The 17,941-nt window shown below is 74.2% G+C and carries 14 protein-coding genes; 3 read left to right on the forward strand and 11 right to left on the reverse strand.

The window, feature by feature from the left end:
• The first annotated feature begins 259 nt into the window (after positions 1-259).
• From ACIQGQ_RS34205 to ACIQGQ_RS34215, 3 genes are all read left to right on the forward strand, one after another.
• A complete protein-coding gene (locus ACIQGQ_RS34205; RefSeq protein ID WP_366300337.1) occupies positions 260-1,273 on the forward strand; it encodes an SPFH domain-containing protein in 1,014 nt (337 codons plus the stop codon).
• On the forward strand, positions 1,270-2,169 hold the full coding sequence (locus ACIQGQ_RS34210) for a hypothetical protein (protein ID WP_402403615.1): 900 nt from the start codon (positions 1,270-1,272) through the stop codon (positions 2,167-2,169). Before ACIQGQ_RS34205 ends, ACIQGQ_RS34210 begins: the two co-directional genes overlap by 4 nt.
• A 70-nt stretch (positions 2,170-2,239) precedes the next feature.
• The gene (locus tag ACIQGQ_RS34215) at positions 2,240-2,734 is read left to right on the forward strand and encodes an FBP domain-containing protein (RefSeq protein WP_402403618.1); all 495 of its coding nucleotides are present in this window, start codon (positions 2,240-2,242) and stop codon (positions 2,732-2,734) included.
• On the opposite strand, the gene ACIQGQ_RS34220 is transcribed toward ACIQGQ_RS34215, so the two are convergent.
• The 11 genes from ACIQGQ_RS34220 to ACIQGQ_RS34270 all read right to left on the reverse strand — a co-directional run bounded on the left by ACIQGQ_RS34220 (position 2,725) and on the right by ACIQGQ_RS34270 (position 17,771).
• Positions 2,725-3,969, reverse strand: a complete 1,245-nt coding sequence (locus tag ACIQGQ_RS34220) for a cytochrome P450 (RefSeq protein WP_402403621.1) — start codon at positions 3,967-3,969, stop codon at positions 2,725-2,727. The two genes, ACIQGQ_RS34215 and ACIQGQ_RS34220, sit on opposite strands and share 10 nt — an antisense overlap.
• A gap of 55 nt (positions 3,970-4,024) precedes the next feature.
• Entirely contained in the window at positions 4,025-5,248 is a 1,224-nt protein-coding gene (locus tag ACIQGQ_RS34225) for a PQQ-binding-like beta-propeller repeat protein (protein WP_402403624.1), read from the reverse strand.
• Positions 5,249-5,470: 222 nt separating this feature from the next.
• On the reverse strand, positions 5,471-7,231 hold the full coding sequence (locus ACIQGQ_RS34230; protein WP_402403627.1) for an Imm49 family immunity protein: 1,761 nt from the start codon (positions 7,229-7,231) through the stop codon (positions 5,471-5,473).
• Between the two features lie 72 nt (positions 7,232-7,303).
• The gene (locus tag ACIQGQ_RS34235; protein ID WP_402403630.1) at positions 7,304-7,957 is read right to left on the reverse strand and encodes a response regulator; all 654 of its coding nucleotides are present in this window, start codon (positions 7,955-7,957) and stop codon (positions 7,304-7,306) included.
• A gap of 68 nt (positions 7,958-8,025) precedes the next feature.
• Positions 8,026-9,504: a sensor histidine kinase gene (locus tag ACIQGQ_RS34240; protein ID WP_402403633.1), complete on the reverse strand. Its 1,479-nt coding sequence runs from the start codon at positions 9,502-9,504 to the stop codon at positions 8,026-8,028.
• An 85-nt stretch (positions 9,505-9,589) separates the two neighbouring features.
• Complete coding sequence (locus ACIQGQ_RS34245) at positions 9,590-10,834, reverse strand: Clp protease N-terminal domain-containing protein (protein ID WP_402403636.1); 1,245 nt, start codon at positions 10,832-10,834, stop codon at positions 9,590-9,592.
• Between the two features lie 123 nt (positions 10,835-10,957).
• The gene (locus tag ACIQGQ_RS34250; protein WP_402403639.1) at positions 10,958-11,932 is read right to left on the reverse strand and encodes a DNA polymerase thumb domain-containing protein; all 975 of its coding nucleotides are present in this window, start codon (positions 11,930-11,932) and stop codon (positions 10,958-10,960) included.
• A 6-nt stretch (positions 11,933-11,938) separates the two neighbouring features.
• Entirely contained in the window at positions 11,939-15,382 is a 3,444-nt protein-coding gene (gene dnaE / locus ACIQGQ_RS34255; RefSeq protein ID WP_402403642.1) for a DNA polymerase III subunit alpha, read from the reverse strand.
• A 134-nt stretch (positions 15,383-15,516) separates the two neighbouring features.
• A complete protein-coding gene (locus ACIQGQ_RS34260) occupies positions 15,517-16,197 on the reverse strand; it encodes an HAD family hydrolase (RefSeq protein ID WP_402403645.1) in 681 nt (226 codons plus the stop codon).
• 119 nt (positions 16,198-16,316) lie between these two features.
• Positions 16,317-16,727 (reverse strand): cupin domain-containing protein, encoded by a 411-nt coding sequence (locus ACIQGQ_RS34265; RefSeq protein ID WP_402403647.1) that lies wholly within the window; start codon positions 16,725-16,727, stop codon positions 16,317-16,319.
• 27 nt (positions 16,728-16,754) lie between these two features.
• Positions 16,755-17,771, reverse strand: a complete 1,017-nt coding sequence (locus ACIQGQ_RS34270) for a zinc-dependent alcohol dehydrogenase family protein (RefSeq protein ID WP_402403650.1) — start codon at positions 17,769-17,771, stop codon at positions 16,755-16,757.
• Between the last annotated feature and the right edge of the window lie 170 nt (positions 17,772-17,941).

Genomic DNA, 17,941 nt, shown 5'->3' on the forward strand with positions numbered 1-17,941 from the left:
TCCGCCCGAGCCTTAGGCAACCGCAACCCGCGGGCCGCCCCGGCGCCCCCTCCAGCCGGGGGCCGTGTTCCCGCGCCCCCCCCGCCCCCCCCCCCGCCCCCCCGGGGGGGGGGGGGGGGGGCCCACCACCGGGCGGCCGGTGACTCCTCGGGGAGTCACCGGCCGCCCTTTCGCGTACCGCACGGATCCCTCTTCTCGTCCCCTTGACGATAAACAGCCCCTCCCATTATCGTCTTAATGACGAGAAAAGAGGGATCCCATGGCCGACATCACCAGGCGCCTGGGCTGGCGCCATCTGCGCTCCGCGCCCACCGCCCACATCCGCCACCACCGGCGCGGCCGGCTCGCCCACGACGGGCCGGGGCTGAGCTTCTGGTACCGCTCGCTGAGCGCCGCGCTGTCGGAGGTGCCGGTGAACGACCGGGAGCTGGCGATGGCGTTCCACGCCCGTACGTCCGACTTCCAGGACGTCACCGTCCAGGCCACCGTGACGTACCGGATCAGCGACCCGGCCGAGGCCGCCGCCCGGCTGGACTTCTCGATCGACCCGGACACCGGGGCCTGGCGCGGCGCGCCGCTGGAGCAGATCGCCACCCTGCTGACCGAGACCGCCCAGCAGCACACCCTCGACGTACTGGCCAGGACGGCGCTGGCCGAGGCGCTGGTCGACGGGGTCGCCGCGGTGCGCGACCGGGTCGCCTCGGGGCTCGCCGCCGAGCCCCGGCTGCCCGCCACCGGCATCGACGTGGTCGCGGTACGGGTGGTGGCGATCCGCCCCGAGGCGGAGGTCGAGCGCGCCCTGCGCACCCCCGCCCGCGAGCAGATCCAGCAGGAGGCCGACCGGGCCACCTACGAGCGCCGTGCCGTGGCCGTCGAGCGGGAGCGGGCCATCGCCGAGAACGAGCTCGCCAGCCAGATCGAGCTGGCCCGCCGGGAGGAGCAACTGGTCGAACAGCGCGGCACCAACACCCGCCGGGAGGCCGAGGAGCACGCGGCGGCCGACGGCGTACGCGCCGAGGCGGAGGCGGCCCGCACCGTGCGGCTGGCCCGCGCCGAGGCCGAGGCCGCCCGCGAGGTCGGCGCCGCGCGGGCCGAGTCCCAGGCGGCCTGGCTGCGGGTGCACGGCGAGGTGGACGCCGCGACCCTGCACGCCCTGGCGGCGACCCGGCTGGCGGAGAACCTGCCGCGCATCGACAGCCTCACCCTCTCCCCCGACGTACTCACCGGGCTGCTCAGCAAGCTCGGCGCGACCGGACCGGAGCACCGGGCGTGAGCCTCGCCCCGCGCGCCGTACTGGTCCACCGCACCACCGAGTACGAGGAGCTGCTGGCCCGGCACGGCACGCACGGGCAGGCCGCCTTCTTCCTCACCAGCCGGGGCCGGTCCATCGACGAGGTGGCGCTCCGGCACCGGCGGACCCGGCAGGCGCTCGACGACGTGGCGGCGGCCGTTCCGCTCCAGTGGCGCCGGTCGAGGGTGGAGCGCGCGGACCTCGACCGGTTCCTGTTCGGGCCGGAGGACGTGGTGGTCGTCGTCGGGCAGGACGGGCTGGTCGCCAACACCGCCAAGTACCTGGCGGGCCAGCCCGTCGTGGGCATCGACACCGACCCGGGGCGCAATCCGGGCGTGCTGGTCCGCCACCGGCCCGGGGACGCGGCCGCGCTGCTCCGGGCGGCCGTGACGCCCGGAGGCGCCGCGGAGGAACTCACCATGGTCGAGGCGGTGGCCGACGACACCCAGCGCCTGCTCGCGCTCAACGAGATCTACCTCGGCCCGCCCGGCCACCAGACCGCCCGCTACCGGATCGGCCCGGACGCCCCCGGCGCCGCCACCGAGGCGCAGGCGTCCTCCGGGGTCCTGGTCGGCACCGGAACCGGCGCCACCGGCTGGCTGCGCTCACTGTGGCAGGAGCGCCGCAGCGGGCTCCGCCTGCCGGCGCCCGCCGACGACCGGCTGCTCTGGTTCGTCCGCGAGGCCTGGCCGTCCCCGGCCACCGGCACCTCGCTGGTCGCGGGCGAACTGGGGCGCGGGCAGGGGCTGCGGCTCACCGTCGAGTCCGACCGGATGACGGTCTTCGGGGACGGGATGGAGACGGACGCGCTGGAACTGTCCTGGGGACAGACCGTGCGGCTCGGCATCTCGGCGACCTCGCTGCGACTGGCGGTCTGACCCGCCCCGCGAAAACCTTCATCGATTAATCATTTGCCTAGGGATCATAGGCACGGTTAATTTTCCTGTCATGAAAGCCGTGAGCGAGCAGGACATCCGTACATCGTTCATCAACTGCTCCAAGGGGGAGGCCAAGCGACTGCCGCTGCCCCGCGATCTCGACGAACTGCCCTGGGACGATCTCGACTTCCTGGGCTGGCGGGACCTCTCCGCCCCCGGGCGCAGCTACATCGTCACCGAGCGCGCGGGCGAGTGCATCGGTGTGACGCTCCGCTTCCCCTCTCAGCAGCGCGGATTCCTCCATCGGAGCATGTGCTCCCTGTGCCTCACCACCCATCCGGGCAACGGCGTCTCGCTGATGACCGCCCGCAAGACGGGCACCGCCGGGCGCGAGGGCAACTCCGTCGGCCTGTACATCTGCACCGACCTCGACTGCTCGCTGTACGTGCGGGGCCGGAAGGTCCCGGCGTCCGGGGGCCGTTTCAAGGAGTCCCTGACGGTGGAGGAGCAGGTGGAGCGTACGCGGTCCAACCTCGGCGCCTTCCTCGACAAGCTCTACGCCTGATCCCGCCCGCCCGCCGGGGCCGTGGCGGCGAAGGTGACCGGCAGCCGCCCGGGGCCGCGCAGCGTGCCCGGCCGCCGGCCCAGTTCCCCGGGCTCCACGGCGAGGGCGAGGCCGGGGAGCCGTCGCAGCGCCGTGCCGATGGCGACGCGCCCCTCCAGCCTGGCCAGCGGTGCCCCGAGGCAGTAGTGGATGCCGTGCCCGAACGCGAGGTGGGCGTTGTCCCGGCGGGTGATGTCGAGGCGGTCGGGGTCGGGGAACCGGTCCGGGTCGCGGTCGGCGACGGCGGAGCCGACGAGCACCGTCGCCCCGCGTGGCACGGAGACCCCGGCGATGACGAGGTCCTCGCGGGCGAACCGGGCGATCCCGGGGTCGACCGGGCCGTCGTGCCGCAGGAACTCCTCCACCGCCCCCGGCAGCAGCGCCGGATCGTCCCGCAGCCTTCGCAACTGGTCGGGGTGGGTGAGCAGCGCCGCGATCCCGCCGCCGATCAGGTTGACGGTGGTGATGTATCCGGCCACCAGCAGCAGGAAGGCCATCGCGGTCAGCTCGTCCTCGTCCAGACTGCCTTCCGTGTCCCGGGCGGTCACCAGGGCGCTGAGCAGATCGTCCCCGGGCCGGGCGCGTTTCGCCGCGACGAGTCCGGTCAGGTAGCCGCGCATGTGCCGCCACGCGGCGTCGGTGTGCGCCGGGTCCGGCTGCCCGGCTCCCCGGGGCATCAGGTCGTCGGTCCACCGCTGGAAGTCGTCGCGGTCGCCCACCGGTACGCCGAGCAGTTCGCGGATCACGGTGACCGGGAGCGGCAGCGCGTAGGCCGCGACCAGGTCGGCCCGGCCGTCCGGCGCGATCCTGTCGAGCAGCCCGTCGGCGATCTCCTGGACACGGGGCTCCAGACCGGCCACCCGGTGGGCGGTGAACTCCTTCGACACCAGGCGGCGCAACCGGGTGTGGTCGGGCGGATCGGCGCGGAGCATGTTGCGCAGGACGGACTCCCGCTCCGTGACGGGCAGCTGCTCCACGAGCCGGGGGTCGGAGGCGTCGCGCACATCGCTGCTCAGCCGGGGGTCGGACAGCGCGGCGAGGCCGTCCTCGTACCGGGTGACCAGCCACACCTCCAGGCCCCCGGCGATGACGGCACGCCGGACGGGCCCGCCCTCGCGCAGCTTCCGGTAGAAGGGGAAGGGGTCCGCGACGAAGGCGGGATCGTCGTAGGGCAGAGGAATCGGCTGCCGGTCCATCGCGCCTCCCGGGGCCACCGCTCCTCTCCACCCTAGGACTTTCCGGGCGTGCGGGTCAGACCGCCGGGAGGGCGTAGAGGTTCGCGGCGTGCAGTACGGCGAGCCGTTTGCCCGCGCCGGCCACGTACCAGCGCTGGATCTCTCCGGTCCTGTCGTTGTACGTCCAGCGCAGCTTGCCGGTCGCGGCGTCGAAGGCGTGGATGCCTCCCTTGTCGTCGAGGTCGCTCGCCCCGTACAGCGTGTTCCCGGCCTTCGTGAACTGCCAGGAGTAGGCGGCCTTCCCGAGCAGTTCCTGGTTGCGCCAGACGGTCTTGCCGGTTTCCGGTTCCACGGCCCACATGCCGTGCAGACGGTCGGAGACGTACAGGACGCCGTCGAGGACCTGCGGGCCGTTGAAGGAGGTGAAGTCGCCGGTGTCGAGCGTCCAGCGCTCCGCGCCGTCGGCGAGGGAGAGCGCGCGCAGCCGCCGCCCGTCCGCCACGATCACCAGGCCCTTGTGCACGGCGAACTGTTCCCAGTTGGCGTTCTTGATCTTCTTCGTCCATATCTGCCGCCCCGTGGCGGTGTCGCGGACGGTCACGTTCTTGCGGTAGTCCGTGTAGACGAGGCGTCCCTCGGCGACCTGGGCGGTGATGCCGTGCTCCTCGGTTCCCGCGTCGCGCCGTTCGCGCCAGACGACCTTGCCCGAGGTGGTGTCGATGGCCGCGATCACGTTGTCGGGCGTCGAGAAGTCCTTTTCGAGGATTCCGGCCAGGACGTAGACGTGCCGGTCGTCGGCCGCCATCGGGCGCGGCTGGGCGTACTCCTTGCCGATCCTGCTCCGCCAGGTCTCCTTGCCGGTCCGCGGGTCGAGACCGACCACGTCGCCGTCGTACTCCGCGCTGGCCAGGAACAGCGTGCCGCCGCCGATGAGGATGCGGGCACCGGGGGTGGTGACGCCCTTGCGGGACCATTTCTCCCGCCCGCTGACGATGTCGTACGCGACCAGGGGGTCGGCGGCCACCAGGGCGAGGCCGCCGCTGACCGCGAGAGCGCCCGTGCCGCTCAGGGAGTCGTTGGCGGTGGTGGCCTTCCACAGCGGCTTCGGCGCCCTGCCGGGCGGGGGCGTGGTGAAGGAGTCGCCGTCTCCCCCGGCGCCCGGCGTCGTGGCGGCGCCGCCCTGCTCCTCGTCCGGCGAGCACCCCCAGGCACCCGTGCCGAGCAGGGCCAGCCCCAGGCCGGTACCGGCCAGCCGGAGCGCCCCCCGGCGCGGGAGCGCCCGTGCGTCGTGTCCACCCATGTCCGTAACCCCGTTCCTTGTCCGCGCGAGAGTCCGCACGCCCCCGTGGGCGGCGTGGCCCGCTCACGTTAGCCAGTGCTTTTCAGCCAGCTACCTGGCGGTACGCAAACATGACAAAGCCGTGAAGGACCCGCGACAACGGCTTCCGGGAAGCGCTCATCGGGGTCGGGGCGGGAGTTCGTCGTCCTGCGCGGAGAGCGCGTCCTCGGCCCTTCGGCCGCTTCAGAAGGGCTCGGCGGCCTGCAGGATGTCCGCCGGCAGATAGCGGGACTCGACGCGGACGGCCCAGCCCCGGCGGCGGGCGTGGCAGGCGAGACCGAGGATGTCGAGGTCGACGGAGGCGTCCGGGTATTCGGCGCGGTCGGCGACCTGGTAATGGGCGCGGTGGGTCTCGAGCGCGTCGGCGAGGGCCAGGTTGAAGCTCTCCTCGTCGCCGTCCACGAGCTGGGACAGCAGTACCGTCGGCGGCATGGCGAACCCCCAGTCCTTCGCCTTCTCGGCCTGCTCCAGCGCCCGCTGCGCGGCCGGTTCGGCGTCGGTGCCCCTGAGGTAGGCGTAAAGGGCTTCCGGGTACGCGTCGAAGGCGGAGCCGTTCGGGCGGGCGAAGTCGGAGCCGGAGAGGACCAGCGGGGCGAGGTCCTCGCGTGCGCCGGTGATGAGGGCGAGGGAGACCGCCTGCTGCCAGGTGCCGGCGGACGCTTCTCTCCCCCGTTCGGCCGGGTAGCGCAGTGTGCGGCCCGCGATGGCCACCTCGGTCTCGGTGCCCGGCTCCGCGAGGGCGACGCGGAAGAGGGCCGCCCCCGCCCGGGACGCCAGCCTCAGGCCGGCGAGCTGGGCATCGGTCGTCCGGCCGGGGTCGTCCTCGCGCCATTGGAAGAGGCGTTCCTGGTCGCCCATGACATGGGCGAGCCACCAGGCCCTGAGCGGCTGCCCGTCGACAGGGGTGAACGCCTTCCGCATCGTTTCCCCATACATCTGCTCGATGTCCGAGACCTCTGTCTGGGGGCGGGCGGGCCGGTCGACCACCAGCGGACCCGCGGCGAGGGCGGCGACCGCGTCCGGCCGCCGGTCCCGGCCGAACCCCGCGACCCGGGGGCCCGGTGTCTCGAAGCCGGTGACCAGCACATGCGGGAGGTAGTCGGTGCGCACGGCCGGAGCCCAGCCCAGCGTCCGGTACGCGAACGCGGCCAGGGCTATGGGCAGGAGCGGGAGGAGGGACCGCGCGGGGGCCGAGGGGCCCTGCGTCGCGCCGTGACCGACGAGGAGTTCGACCAGCCCGGCGTCGAAGGCCTCCCGGTCCTCGGCGGCCAGGGCCCGCAGGGTGCGCAGCGCCACACTGTCCAGCCGTTCCCCCAGGGGTTCCCCGGTCTCCTGGGCGCGGACACGGACACGGTCCAGGGCCGCGTCGACGGCGGCGAGCCTGGCCCCGGCGCCCGGCGGGCGTTCCTCCTCGTCGTCGCCGGTGCCGCCGAGGACCACGGCCATCAGCCCGGTGGCGAGCTCGCCACCGGGCGTTCCCCGCTCCTTCACCGCGAACTTCTGCCGGGCGAAGTGGAAGGCCTCACCGTGCCACTCGGCCTTGTCCCTGAGGACCGCCAGGCACAGGGCGTCGGTCCACTCCCGGGGCGTGACGCTCTCCTCGGGGGCGTCGTCGCCCGGGTCGTAGCCCACGCCGAAGTTCACGTACTCCAGGAACACCCGGAAGCCGCAGTGCGGGTGGTAGGCGGCATACGCGACGGCGCCCGCCGCGGCCTCGGAGGCGTCCTTGAGGGCGGCCTCGGCCTCGGGGCCGGCGAGGCCGGGCGCCTCGGTGGAGAGGGCGCCGAGGTAGTCGAGGAAATCGTCGGCGATCATCTGCCAGTCGGAGGTGGTCATCCGGCCGGCCCTGGACATGGACCGCACCTGGCCCCCGATGCGGTTGGTGAAGTCCTCACGTGCCGCCGACACGACCGCTTCGGCCACCTGGTGACGCTCTATCAGCACTGCCCTGCTCCTTGATCGGTCTTTGCGGCAGCTTAGGCGCGGGGTCCGACAGGGGGCGGCGGCCGCCGCGGCTCACCGGCCGCCCAGCAGCCCGGCGTCGTGCGCCAGCACCGCCGCCTGGACGCGGTTGGCGCTGCCCGTGCGCGTCAGGATGCGGCTGATGTGCGCCTTGACCGTGCCGGTGCTGATGTACAGCTCGTCGGCGATCTCGGGGTTGGACAGTCCCTGGCCGAGCAGGCGCAGCACGTCGCTCTCGGCCGGGGTGAGTTCCTCGATCCGGCGCCGCGCGTTCTCGGCGTCGCGGCCGGACCTGACGTGGCGTTCGAGGAGTTGGCGGGTGATGCGGGGGGCCAGGACCGGCTCGCCCTTCGCCGCGAGGCGCACCGCGTGGATCAGGTCGTTGGGTCCGGTGTCCTTGAGGAGGTAGCCGCTCGCCCCGGCGCGCAGGGCGCGCGTGACGCTCGCCTCCTCGCCGAAGGCCGTCAGCATCACCACGTACGTACGTGGCGAGAGGCGGGTGATGTCCTGTGCGGCCGCGATCCCGTCCCTGCCCGGCATCCGGAGGTCGAGGAGGGCGACGTCGACCTCCTGGGACCGGCAGGCCGCCGCCGCTTCCCCGCCGTCGGCGGCCTCGGCCACGACGTCGATGTCCTCGGCGTTCTCCAGGATCAGCCGGATGCCCGTACGCATCAGCGCCTCGTCGTCGGCGACCAGAACTCGGATCACCCGGTCATCCTACGAGGTGCCCGGCGGGTGGGCGCGGGCGACCGCGCGGCCCCGTCCGTGAGCCCGTGTCAGACACCTCGCAGCACCGCCGTCACCAGCAGGACGACCAGGAAACCCGCCGTGGGCAGGACCACGGCCACCGCCGCGCAGCCGGCCCCCAGGATCCTCGGCCAGGTCAGCACCTCGGCCCGCACCGGGGCGTGCGCCCCTCCCCGGCTCCGTGACGCAGCCGGCGCCCCGGACACCGGGAGGCCGTACGCGTGGGCCCCCTCGGGGAGTCGGGCGTGTGCGGACGGGAGGGCGCCGTTCGCGTCGCGGAGGGGCAGCCGGGCCGTCAGCGCGAATCCCCCGTCCGGCCGGGGCCCAGCCGCGAAGGTGCCGCCCAGCATGGAGATCCGCTCGTGCAGACCGGCCAGGCCGCTGTGCGTGCCCCCGTACGAGCGGCCGCCCGTGCCCGGGGCCCCGTTCGCCACGCCGACCCGGAGCTCCGCGCCCACGGCCCGGACCTCCACCCGCACGGGCGCGCCGGACGCGTGCTTCAGCACGTTCGTCAAGCCCTCCCGGACCACCCGGTGGACCGCCTGCCGGGTACGGGGGTCGACCTCGGCCGCGGCGGGGAGCGTCCACTCCAGCTCGACCGGTCCGTCGCCCGCCTGCCGGGACTGCGTGACCAGGGCGGAGATGTCCTCGTACGTTCCCGGCGCACCGGTGTCCGGTTCCGGCCCCGCGTCAGCGAGGTCCGTGTGCCGCAGCACGCCGAGGATCTCGCGGAGCTCCTCCATCGCCGTACCGGCCGTCGTACGCAGCAGCTCCACCTGTCCCGCGAGGGCGGGGGCCTGCCGTCCGGCGGCCAGCTCCAGCGCCCCGGCGTGGACCGAGATCAGGCTCAGCCGGTGGCCCAGGAGGTCGTGCATCTCGCCGGCTATCCGGGTCCGTTCCTCCATCCGGGCCGCCGTGGCGGTCAGCGTGCGGGTCTGCTCCAGATAGGCGTTGCGTTCGCGGAGCAGGTCGACCAGGGGCCGGCGCGTGCCGAGCAGGGTCCCCGACAGGGCCGGGAGGACGAGCAGCAGCACCGCGGAGACCCCGTTGCCGACGAGCTCCGTCAGCAGCGGATCGCTGCCGGCCAGGGCGCGCACCACGGTCAGCGCCCCGGCCACCGCGCAGGCCGCCCCCACCACCCGCCACGCCCGCCGGGGCGGCGCGATCCGGCGGGTGGCGGACAGCACGATCAGCGGAATCGCCGCCAGCGTCCACACGTTGGCGCCCACCAGCAGCGGCGCGGTGCACACCACCGCCGCCACGGGCCTGCCGCGCCGCCCCACCACGAGCAGCGCCGCCCACACCGCCTCCAGCACCGCCGGTACCGGCCGCTCCGGATGCACCACCAGGAGCGGGATCAGGCCGAAGGCCAGCGCGAGGAGGCCCAGCACGGCATCGGCGGTGGCGCCACCACCTGCCGCCTCGGCACGTGCCCACCGGACCACGTCGCCCGGCCGGCGCCACACGGGCGGGCGGGCCCGGCCCGCGTCCTCGGGTACCTCGCTCATGGTCGTCTCCGCTTCCGGCGCGAGGAACGCGCCGGGGTGGACGGTAGCGCCGGACGGGGACGCCGTGTCCCGGCGGCCCCCGCTGTCACGCGCCCGGCCCGAGCGGCAGGTCGGCCCGGAGCGCGGCGACGTCCACGCCCTGGGCGGTCAGCAGTCCGGCGACCGTGGTGTCCGGGGCAGGGGCGTCGTCCGCGGACTCGTCGAGGAGGGCGGCCAGCAGGTGGACCGTTCCGACCGTGGCCGACCCGTGTTCGGCGGCCTTGAGCCGGGCGACGGCCGTGGCCCGCTCGGCGGTCCCGGAGCGCCGCACCTTCCCCCCGGCGGCGGCCTCCCCGGTGGTGCTCGCCGCCCGGCCCAGCCGGTCCGGCCGTACGCCGTGCCGACGCAGCAGCGCGGCGGCGGAGTTGGCGGCCGCCAGCTCCCCGGGCAGGGCCTTCCCGGCAACGGCCAGGGCCCGGTCCAGGGCGAGGATGCCCAGCAGGAGGTCCACGGGCTGGACCTCGCGGCGCCCGCCGCGTACCGCCTGCCGGTCCGTCTCGACCAGCACCGCGAACAGCACCGGGGACCCGTACTGGCCCGATCCGGAGAGCCACGACGTCAGGGCACGTGTCAGGGGGTTGCCGCTCCTGCCCAGCGTGCCGGCCCGGCGGAGCAGCAGGACACCGTGCGACTCGGGCCTCCCGGCCCCGTCCGGGTCGCCCGCGTCCCGGGCGTCCAGGGCGTCGAGCGCCCTCGTCGCGGCGGCCAGGTCCAGCCGCTCCACCGCCAGCGCCTCGCGGGCTCGGCTGTCCGGCAGTTCCAGGAGCGCGCGGGCCACATGCCGGCAGCGCACGGAGACGGACCCCTCGGCGCGGGCCGACTCCAGCGCCAGCAGCAGGCAGCGGCGCAGAGCCCCCGTCATGCCGGGCAGCGGCCGGTCGTCCTCGGCGGCCGGGCGGCGCGCGCCGAGCCCGAACCGCCAGTGCGCCTCGCGCCAGGCGGCGGTGACCTCGTGGGCGTCGGCCGCGTCCGCGCGGGACGCGGCCGTGTCCGCGTCGTCGGTACTCGCCCAGCCGCGTCCGCCCCGCCCCGCCACCAGTCCGCCGATCGCGCCGGGCTTCCGCATGCCCGGTGCGACCGCCGCGCCCGCGTCGCTGTCCCCCATCACCAGCGCGGCCAGCAGGTTCTCGGTCCCCACCGCCGTCGCCTCCAGCTTGACCGCGCCGCGCAGCGCCGCGACGAGCAGCGCCATGGCGTCGGTCTCGAACTCGGCCCCCGTACCGGCCCCGGCCGTGGCGTCCTCGTGCATGGTGGTCGTACCCCGCTGGTCTTCCGTGGTCCGTCGGTCCATCGGACGTCCCCTCCTCGTTCCGGTGTCCGTTCGGGCCCGACTCTAGGAAGGGCTGCCGCAACACCGCGTCGGCCGACCGGCCATACTCCCTGGCCGACCGGCCACCGGGTCCGGGCGGCCGCCTCACCGCAGCCCCGCCGTGCTCGCGGGGCGTACCGCGTCCGGACCGAAGCGGGCGCGGGCCCGGTCGGCCGCGGCCTCGATGCGGTGTGCCCTGTCGTCCTCGGGGCCGAAGGACAACTGCCGGGAGACCGAGCCCTCGTCGCACAGCCTCTCGGCCCGCAGGGTGAGGCAGCGGACCCGGGCCCGCTGGAGGCCGAGCGTCCCGTGCAGCGCGTGGGCGGCCTCGCGCAGCCGGGGGCTGTGGGCGGTGGCCTCGGGCAGGGTCCGGGTGCGGGTGGTCGTGGAACGGTCGGCGTACTGGACGGTCAGGGTCAGCGCGTGGCAGGCCCGCCGCTCGGTGCGGAGCCGGGAGCCGAGGCGTTCGGCGAGATGGGTCAGGGCGCCGCGCTGCCGGCCGGGGTCGAGTTCGTCGCGTACGAAACGGTGTTCGGCGCCGAACGTGGGGGGCGGGGAGCCCGGCACGACCCGGCTGTCGTCGAGGCCCGCTGCCCTCCGGTGGAGCTGGCGCCCGGCCGCCGTGCCCAGGATGCGCTGGAGCGTGAGCAGCGGGGTGGCGGCGATCCGGTCCGCGGTGACCAGGCCGTAGGAGGCCAGGGTGCGTGCCGTCGCCGGGCCGACCCCGGGCAGGGCGGCGGCGGGCAGGCCGGCCAGGAACGCGGCGATGGCCTCGGGGTCGTCGGGGACGGTACGGATCGTGCCGGGGGCGCCACGATGGGCGGCCAGTTGGGCGAGCAGGGGGTTGGGGCCGATGCCGACCGTCGTGTCGAGGTCGAACCGGGCGGCCACCCGCATCCGGATCAGTGCGGCGATCCCGGCGGCGTCGCGGTCGAAGTACCGCACGCTCCCGGACACGTCGGCGAGCGCCGCGTCCGGCGGGAGCGCCTGCCCGACTGGCGTGAACTCCCCTATTACATCGAGCAGTTGACGGTACGTCGGGTCGGGCTGCGGGTCCCCGAAGTGGAGGTAGAGAATCATCGCCGCTCACCCCGCGCTTCCGGGGCTCGCGTGATGGAAGACCCTTCCGTCGAGGGCGGTGTGGGCGGCCGGGGTGCCGGGCGGCTTGAGGTCGGCCCAGGGGTGCAGGGCGGAGCCGGTCGGCCGGGCGATGGTGCGGCGCGTTCCGGACCTGCGCCCGGCTGCGGCGGGGCGGGCGAGCCGGTCGGCGACGGCGGCCGGTCCTCCCTCGGCGTACAGCTCGATCAGCTCGGCCAGATCCCAGGCGGCCGTGCCGGTGATGCTGAAGGCGCGCGGCGGCCGTCGGGCCAGCGTCCCGCGTACGAGCAGCAGACCGCTGTGGAAGACCGTATGGGCGCAGCGCGCGTGGCTGTCCTCGAAGAACGCCAGGTCGGACAGGCCCGTCGGGTCGTCGAGGGTGGCGAAGACGACCCGTCTGCCCGACCGGATCGGCGGGGTCTGGGTGGCGACCTTGACACCCGCGACCAGCACGGTGGTGCCGGGCCGCAGTCCGGGCAGGGCGGCGGCGGGGGTCGCCCCGATGTCGGCGAGCAGGGACCGGTGCTCCTCCAGGACATGCCGCGAGATGTCCATGCCGAGTACGTCCAGTTCCGCGGCGAGCTGCTCGGAGCCGCTCATGACGGGGAGCCCGGTGGTCGAGGCGGTGTCGTGCGGTGCGGGCCCGGCATCGGCCTCCGCCATGGGGAGCTGCCCCGCGGAGGCGTCGTGGCCGCGTCCGGTCCGGTGCGACTCGGATATTTTCAGCAGGAGTTCGCGCCGGACGCCGAAGGCGTCCAGCGCACCGACCCGGGCCAGGCGTTCGGCCAGGGGGCGGCTGGGGCGGGCGCGCTGCCAGAAGTCCTCCAGCGAGGTGTACGGCTGCCCGTCCTCGATGCGCGCGTTCTCCGCCTCGGTGGCGCCGCGGACCTGCGACAACCCGATGCGCACCCCCCATTTACCAGACACCAGTTCGATTGTGTGTGCGGCATGGGAGCGGTTGATGTCCGGCAGCAGCAGCGGCACCCCGTGGCGCCGGGCGTCCGTGGCCAGGACGCGCTTGTGGTACATCCCGGGGTCGTGGGTGAGCAGCCCGGCGAGCAGGGCCGCCATCCGGTGCGCCTTCAGCCAGCTCGACTGGTACGCGGGCCGTGCGAAGGCCGCGGCGTGCGCCTTGGCGAATCCGAAGCTGCCGAAGCTCTCCAGGATGTCCCACACGTCCCGCACGGCCCGGACGGAATAGCCGCGGGCCCGTGACCGGTCGGCGAACCAGGCCCTGACCCGGCCCCGCCGCCCGGAGTCGGACAGGGCGCGGCGCGCCTCGTCGGCCATGCCCCGGTCGCAGCCGGTCATCGTCGCCACGATCGCGATGACCTGCTCGTGGAAGACGACCTGCCCCTCGGTCTCCCGCAGGATCGGCTCCAGGTCCGGGTGCGGGCAGCGGGTCCGCCGCCGGCCGTCCCGGGACTCGATCAGCGGTGTCACCATGTCGGCGGCGACCGGACCGGGCCGGAACAGGCTGATGTCCAGGGCCAGATCACCGAAGGAGCGGGGCCGCAGATTCCGTACGAGCTCGCGCTGGCCGGGACTCTCCAGCTGGAAGGTGCCCAGGGTGTCCCCGGACACGATCATGTCGTACGTGGCCGGGTCGTCCGGCGGCACCTGCGCCGGGTCGTCCAGGTCGAGGCGCTCGCCGGTGGCCCGCTCGATCTCGGCGACCGCGTGGGAGATCGCGGACAGCATGCGCACCCCGATGACGTCGATCTTCGGGTGCCCGGTGTCCTCGATGTCCTCCTTGTCGAACTGGGACATGGCGATGTCCTCGACGGTGGTCGGCGCCACCGGGGTGCGTTCGAGCAGCCCGGCGTTGGAGACGAGCAGGCCGCAGGGGTGCATCGCCGCCTCGTGCGGCAGCCCGTCGAGGGCCTCCACCAGCTCCCACAGCCGGCCGTGGTCCTCGGCCGCGACCCCGCGCAGCTCCGGCAGTTCGGCGAGCGCCGCCCGGACGTCCTTCGCCCGGATCTGCGGGAACTCCTTCGCGAGACGCGCCGCGTCCTCGGGGGCCATGCCCCGGGCACGCGCCACGTCCTCGATCGCGCCGCGCGCGCGGTACGTCTTGTACACCGCGAGCGTCGCCACCCGGCCGGCCCCGAACCGCTCCCGTACGGCCCGGTAGACCTCCAGGCGGCGCGCCGACTCCACGTCCAGGTCGATGTCGGGCAGCGCCGAGCGCCGCGGGGACAGGAACCGCTCCATCAGCAGCCCGTGCGCCACCGGGTCGACCGGGCTGATCCCCAGCAGGTGCGTGACCAGCGAACCCACGCCCGAACCGCGCGCCGCGACCCGGATGCCGAGCCGCCGGGCCTGCTCCGCCACCTCGGCGACGGTCAGGAAGTACCCCGCGAAACCGTGCCCGGCGATGATCCGCAGCTCGTCCTCGACCCGGTCCCACCGCCCCGCCTCACGGTGGTAGCCGCGGTTCATCATGCCCGCCGCGCACCGGTCGGCCAGCACCTTGTCCGCGGACCCGGCCGACGCGCCCACCAGCCCGGGTTCCGGAAGGTTCAGCCGTCCGAGCCCGAACGCCTCGCCCGGATCGACCACGCAGGCCGCCGCCGTCTCCTCGGTCGCCGCGAGCAGCCGCCGCGCGTCCGTTTCCCGGCCGCCCGCCGACTCGGCGATCCGCCCGGCGATCCGCTCCATCCCGCCCGCGTCCTTCAGCCACCGCTGCCCGCCGTCGAGCCGGGACGCGTCCCGGGTGTCGACGGGCACCAGGAGCCTCGCGGAGTCCAGGATGTCGGCGACCTCGCCCTGGTGCGGATCGGCGTAGCGCACGGCGTTGCCCACCACGGCTTCCACCCGCTGCTCGGCGGCGAAGCCCGCCATCCGCGCCGCGAGCCGCAGCGAACCGGGCCCGGTGCCGGACCGGCCGTGCCACGACACCTCCATGCGCAACGACCGGCCGAACCGCTCGCGCCACGGGCCGACCAGCACCGCGGCCCTGTCCGGCCGCCCCGCCGCCAGCGCCCGCCCGACCTCGGAGTCCGCACCGAGCAGCACGAACACGTCGTCCTCCGGGCAGGCCAGGTCCTCCCAGCCGATGCCCTGGTCCGACGCCGCCGACACGAGCCGGCACAGCGCGGCCCAGCCGCGCGGGTTCCGGGCGAGGAACACCGCGCGCAGCGGAGCCTCCGCCACGAACGCGCCGCCCCGGGCCGGGGTCCGCCGCTTGACCGGCGCCTCCCCCGACACCCCGGGGCTGCCGGGTACCGCCAGATCCACCCCGAACAGCGGCCTGACCCCGAACCGGGCACACGCCTTGGCGAAGCGCACCGAGCCCGCGAGCGAGTCCCGGTCGGTCAGCGCCAGGGCGTCCAGGCCCCGCTCGGCGGCCCGCTCCGCCAGGGTCTGCGGATGGCTGGCCCCGTACCGCAGCGAGTAACCGCTCGCCACATGGAGATGCGTGAACGACATACACACCTCCTGGTTCCCGATAGCCCCCTTCTTGTTCCTGTGTCTTGTGTCGTCCGCACCGTCTCGACCGCGCAAGCACCCCGACTCAATATTCGCACACTCATTCGAATACCGAGCGGGTGCCACCGTCCGCGTCAGAAAAGATCAAGGATTTCCGTGAGAGAGGTGAGGGAAGGCACCCCCGGGACGGCCGCGTCGCGGCAGAGCGCACGTCCCACGTAGCCGAGCCGGACAGCCGCGTCGACCAGGTCCGGGTCGTCGTCGACGAACAGGCACTGCCCGGGAGGAAGGCCCAGCGCGGCACTGGCGTGGTGGTACATGCGCGGGTCCGGCTTGTCGCAGCCGAGGACGGCGGAGATCGCGTACGCCTCGAAGAACCGGCCGATCCCGAGTCCGGCGTGGAGATCGGGCAGATTCGGCCAGGCGTCCGACACCACGGCCATCCGCACCCCTCGTCGGCTCAGCTCCTCCAGGACCTCCTCGACCTCCGGATACGTCTCCAGGAACATGCTCGGGGGCAGCTCGCGGCGGAGGTCGGCGAGAAGCCGCGAGGTCGGCTCCACGCCGAGGTGGTCGAGCATCACCCGGTGGTACTCGTCGTAGTCGGGCGTCGACGACGAGGCGTCGAAGAAGCGGTCGCCCGCTTCGATGGCCGCGGCGAACCGTTCCGGCGTGATCGACGGGGCGTGGGCGAGAACGGTCGGCTCGAAGTCCGCCCGCGGATTCCAGCGGCCGCCGATCGGCTGCATCAGCACGCCGCCCGAGTCGAAGAGAACGGCGCGGAGGGTGTCGGAAGGGGCTGGTGGTGTCGTCATCCGCCCAGCCTGGCGAAGGGACATCCGGCGGTCCACCCCGTTTCACGCCGGACAGCGGCACCGTTCCAGCCCCGGCCGGCGCCGACGAGGGCGCAGGTGGGCACGGTGTTCCGCCTCGTTCAGGCGGTGGCCGGGGCGGTGCGGTACTCCTCGTCGGTGACGGGGGCCAGCCAGTGCACGACGTCGTGGTCGTCGTCGCCCTCGTTGATGGCGAGGTGGACCATCAGCCGGTTCGGGGCGGCGCCGTGCCAGTGCTCCTCGTCGGCCTCGAACAGAACGCGGTCGCCGGGGCGGATGACCTCCACCGGTCCGCCCCGGCGCTGGCACAGGCCGATTCCCTCGGTGACGAAGACGGTCTGGCCCAGTGGGTGGCGGTGCCAGTGGGTGCGGGCGCCGGGCATGAAGTGGACCAGGTTCGCGGTGACGCGGGACGGGGCCGGGGCGGCGGCGACGGCGTCGATGTGGACGTCGCCGGTGAACCAGTCGGCCGGGCCCTTGACGGTGTCGATCGAGCTGCGGGTGATCTGCACGGTTGCTCCTTCGGGCGAGGGGGCGGGTCAGGGATTGAGGAGGGTCTTGACGGCCCGGCGCTCGTCCATCGCCCGGTAGCCCTCGGCGACCTGGTCCAGGGGCAGGGCGAGGTCGAAGACCTTGCCCGGGTCGATCCGGCGGGTGAGGACACGGTCGATCAGGTCGGGGAGGTAGCGGCGTACGGGGGCGGGGCCGCCGCGCAGGCCGACGTGGGAGAAGAACAGCTCCTGCCCGTCGATCGCGACCTCGTGCGGGACGCCGACGAAGCCGACGTTGCCACCGGGCCGCGCGGAGCGCAGGGCCTGCCGCATGGCCTGGGCGGTGCCGACGCACTCCAGCACGGAGTCGGCACCGATGCCACCGGTCAGTCCCATGATCCGCTCGACGCCCTCCTCGCCGCGCTCGGTGACGATGTCGGTGGCGCCGAATTCACGGGCGAGCTTCTGCCGGGGCGCGTGCCGGGACATGGCGATGATCCGCCCCGCCCCCATCTCCTTCGCGGCGATCACCCCGCACAGGCCGACCGCGCCGTCACCGACGACCACGACCGTCGAGCCGGGCTTCACCTCGGCGGCGTCGGCGGCCCACCAGCCGGTACCCATCACGTCGGACACGGCCAGCAGACCGGGCCAGAACTCCTCGTCCGGCACCTGGTCGGTGGCGACCAGAGTGCCCTGGGCGTTGGGGATGCGCACGTACTCGGCCTGGCAGGTCGACATGAACTCGCGGTGCAGGCAGTTCGACGGGAAGCCGTTGCGGCAGTTCGCGCAGGTGTTGTCCGAGGTCGCGAAGGAGCCGACGACGAACTGGCCCGGCTTGACCGAGGTGACCTCGGAGCCGGTCTCCTCCACGAAGCCGACGTACTCGTGGCCCATCGGGTGCGGATCGCCGATCGGCTCGGCGCCGCGGTAGGGCCACAGGTCCGAGCCGCACACACAGGTCACGGCCGTACGGATGACCGCGTCGGTCGGGTGAAGGATCTTCGGGTCGTCCAGGGTCTCGAAGCGAACGTCACCGGGGGCATGGATCACTGCGCCGCGCATGTCGGGTCTCCTTTTCGTACCGGGGCGTGCGGCACCGGGTGCGGGGCCGCCGCCAAGTGCAGGGCCGGGTGCCCGCCCGTCCTGAAAGCCGGGCGGAAAGCACCACACCATCCAGGTAACCCGCACTTCACGACCCCGGCGAGGCGCCAGCCATGGGTGTACTGCCAGTG

Source organism: Streptomyces sp. NPDC092952 (genome assembly GCF_044754785.1).
In the GTDB taxonomy this organism is placed as follows: domain Bacteria; phylum Actinomycetota; class Actinomycetes; order Streptomycetales; family Streptomycetaceae; genus Streptomyces.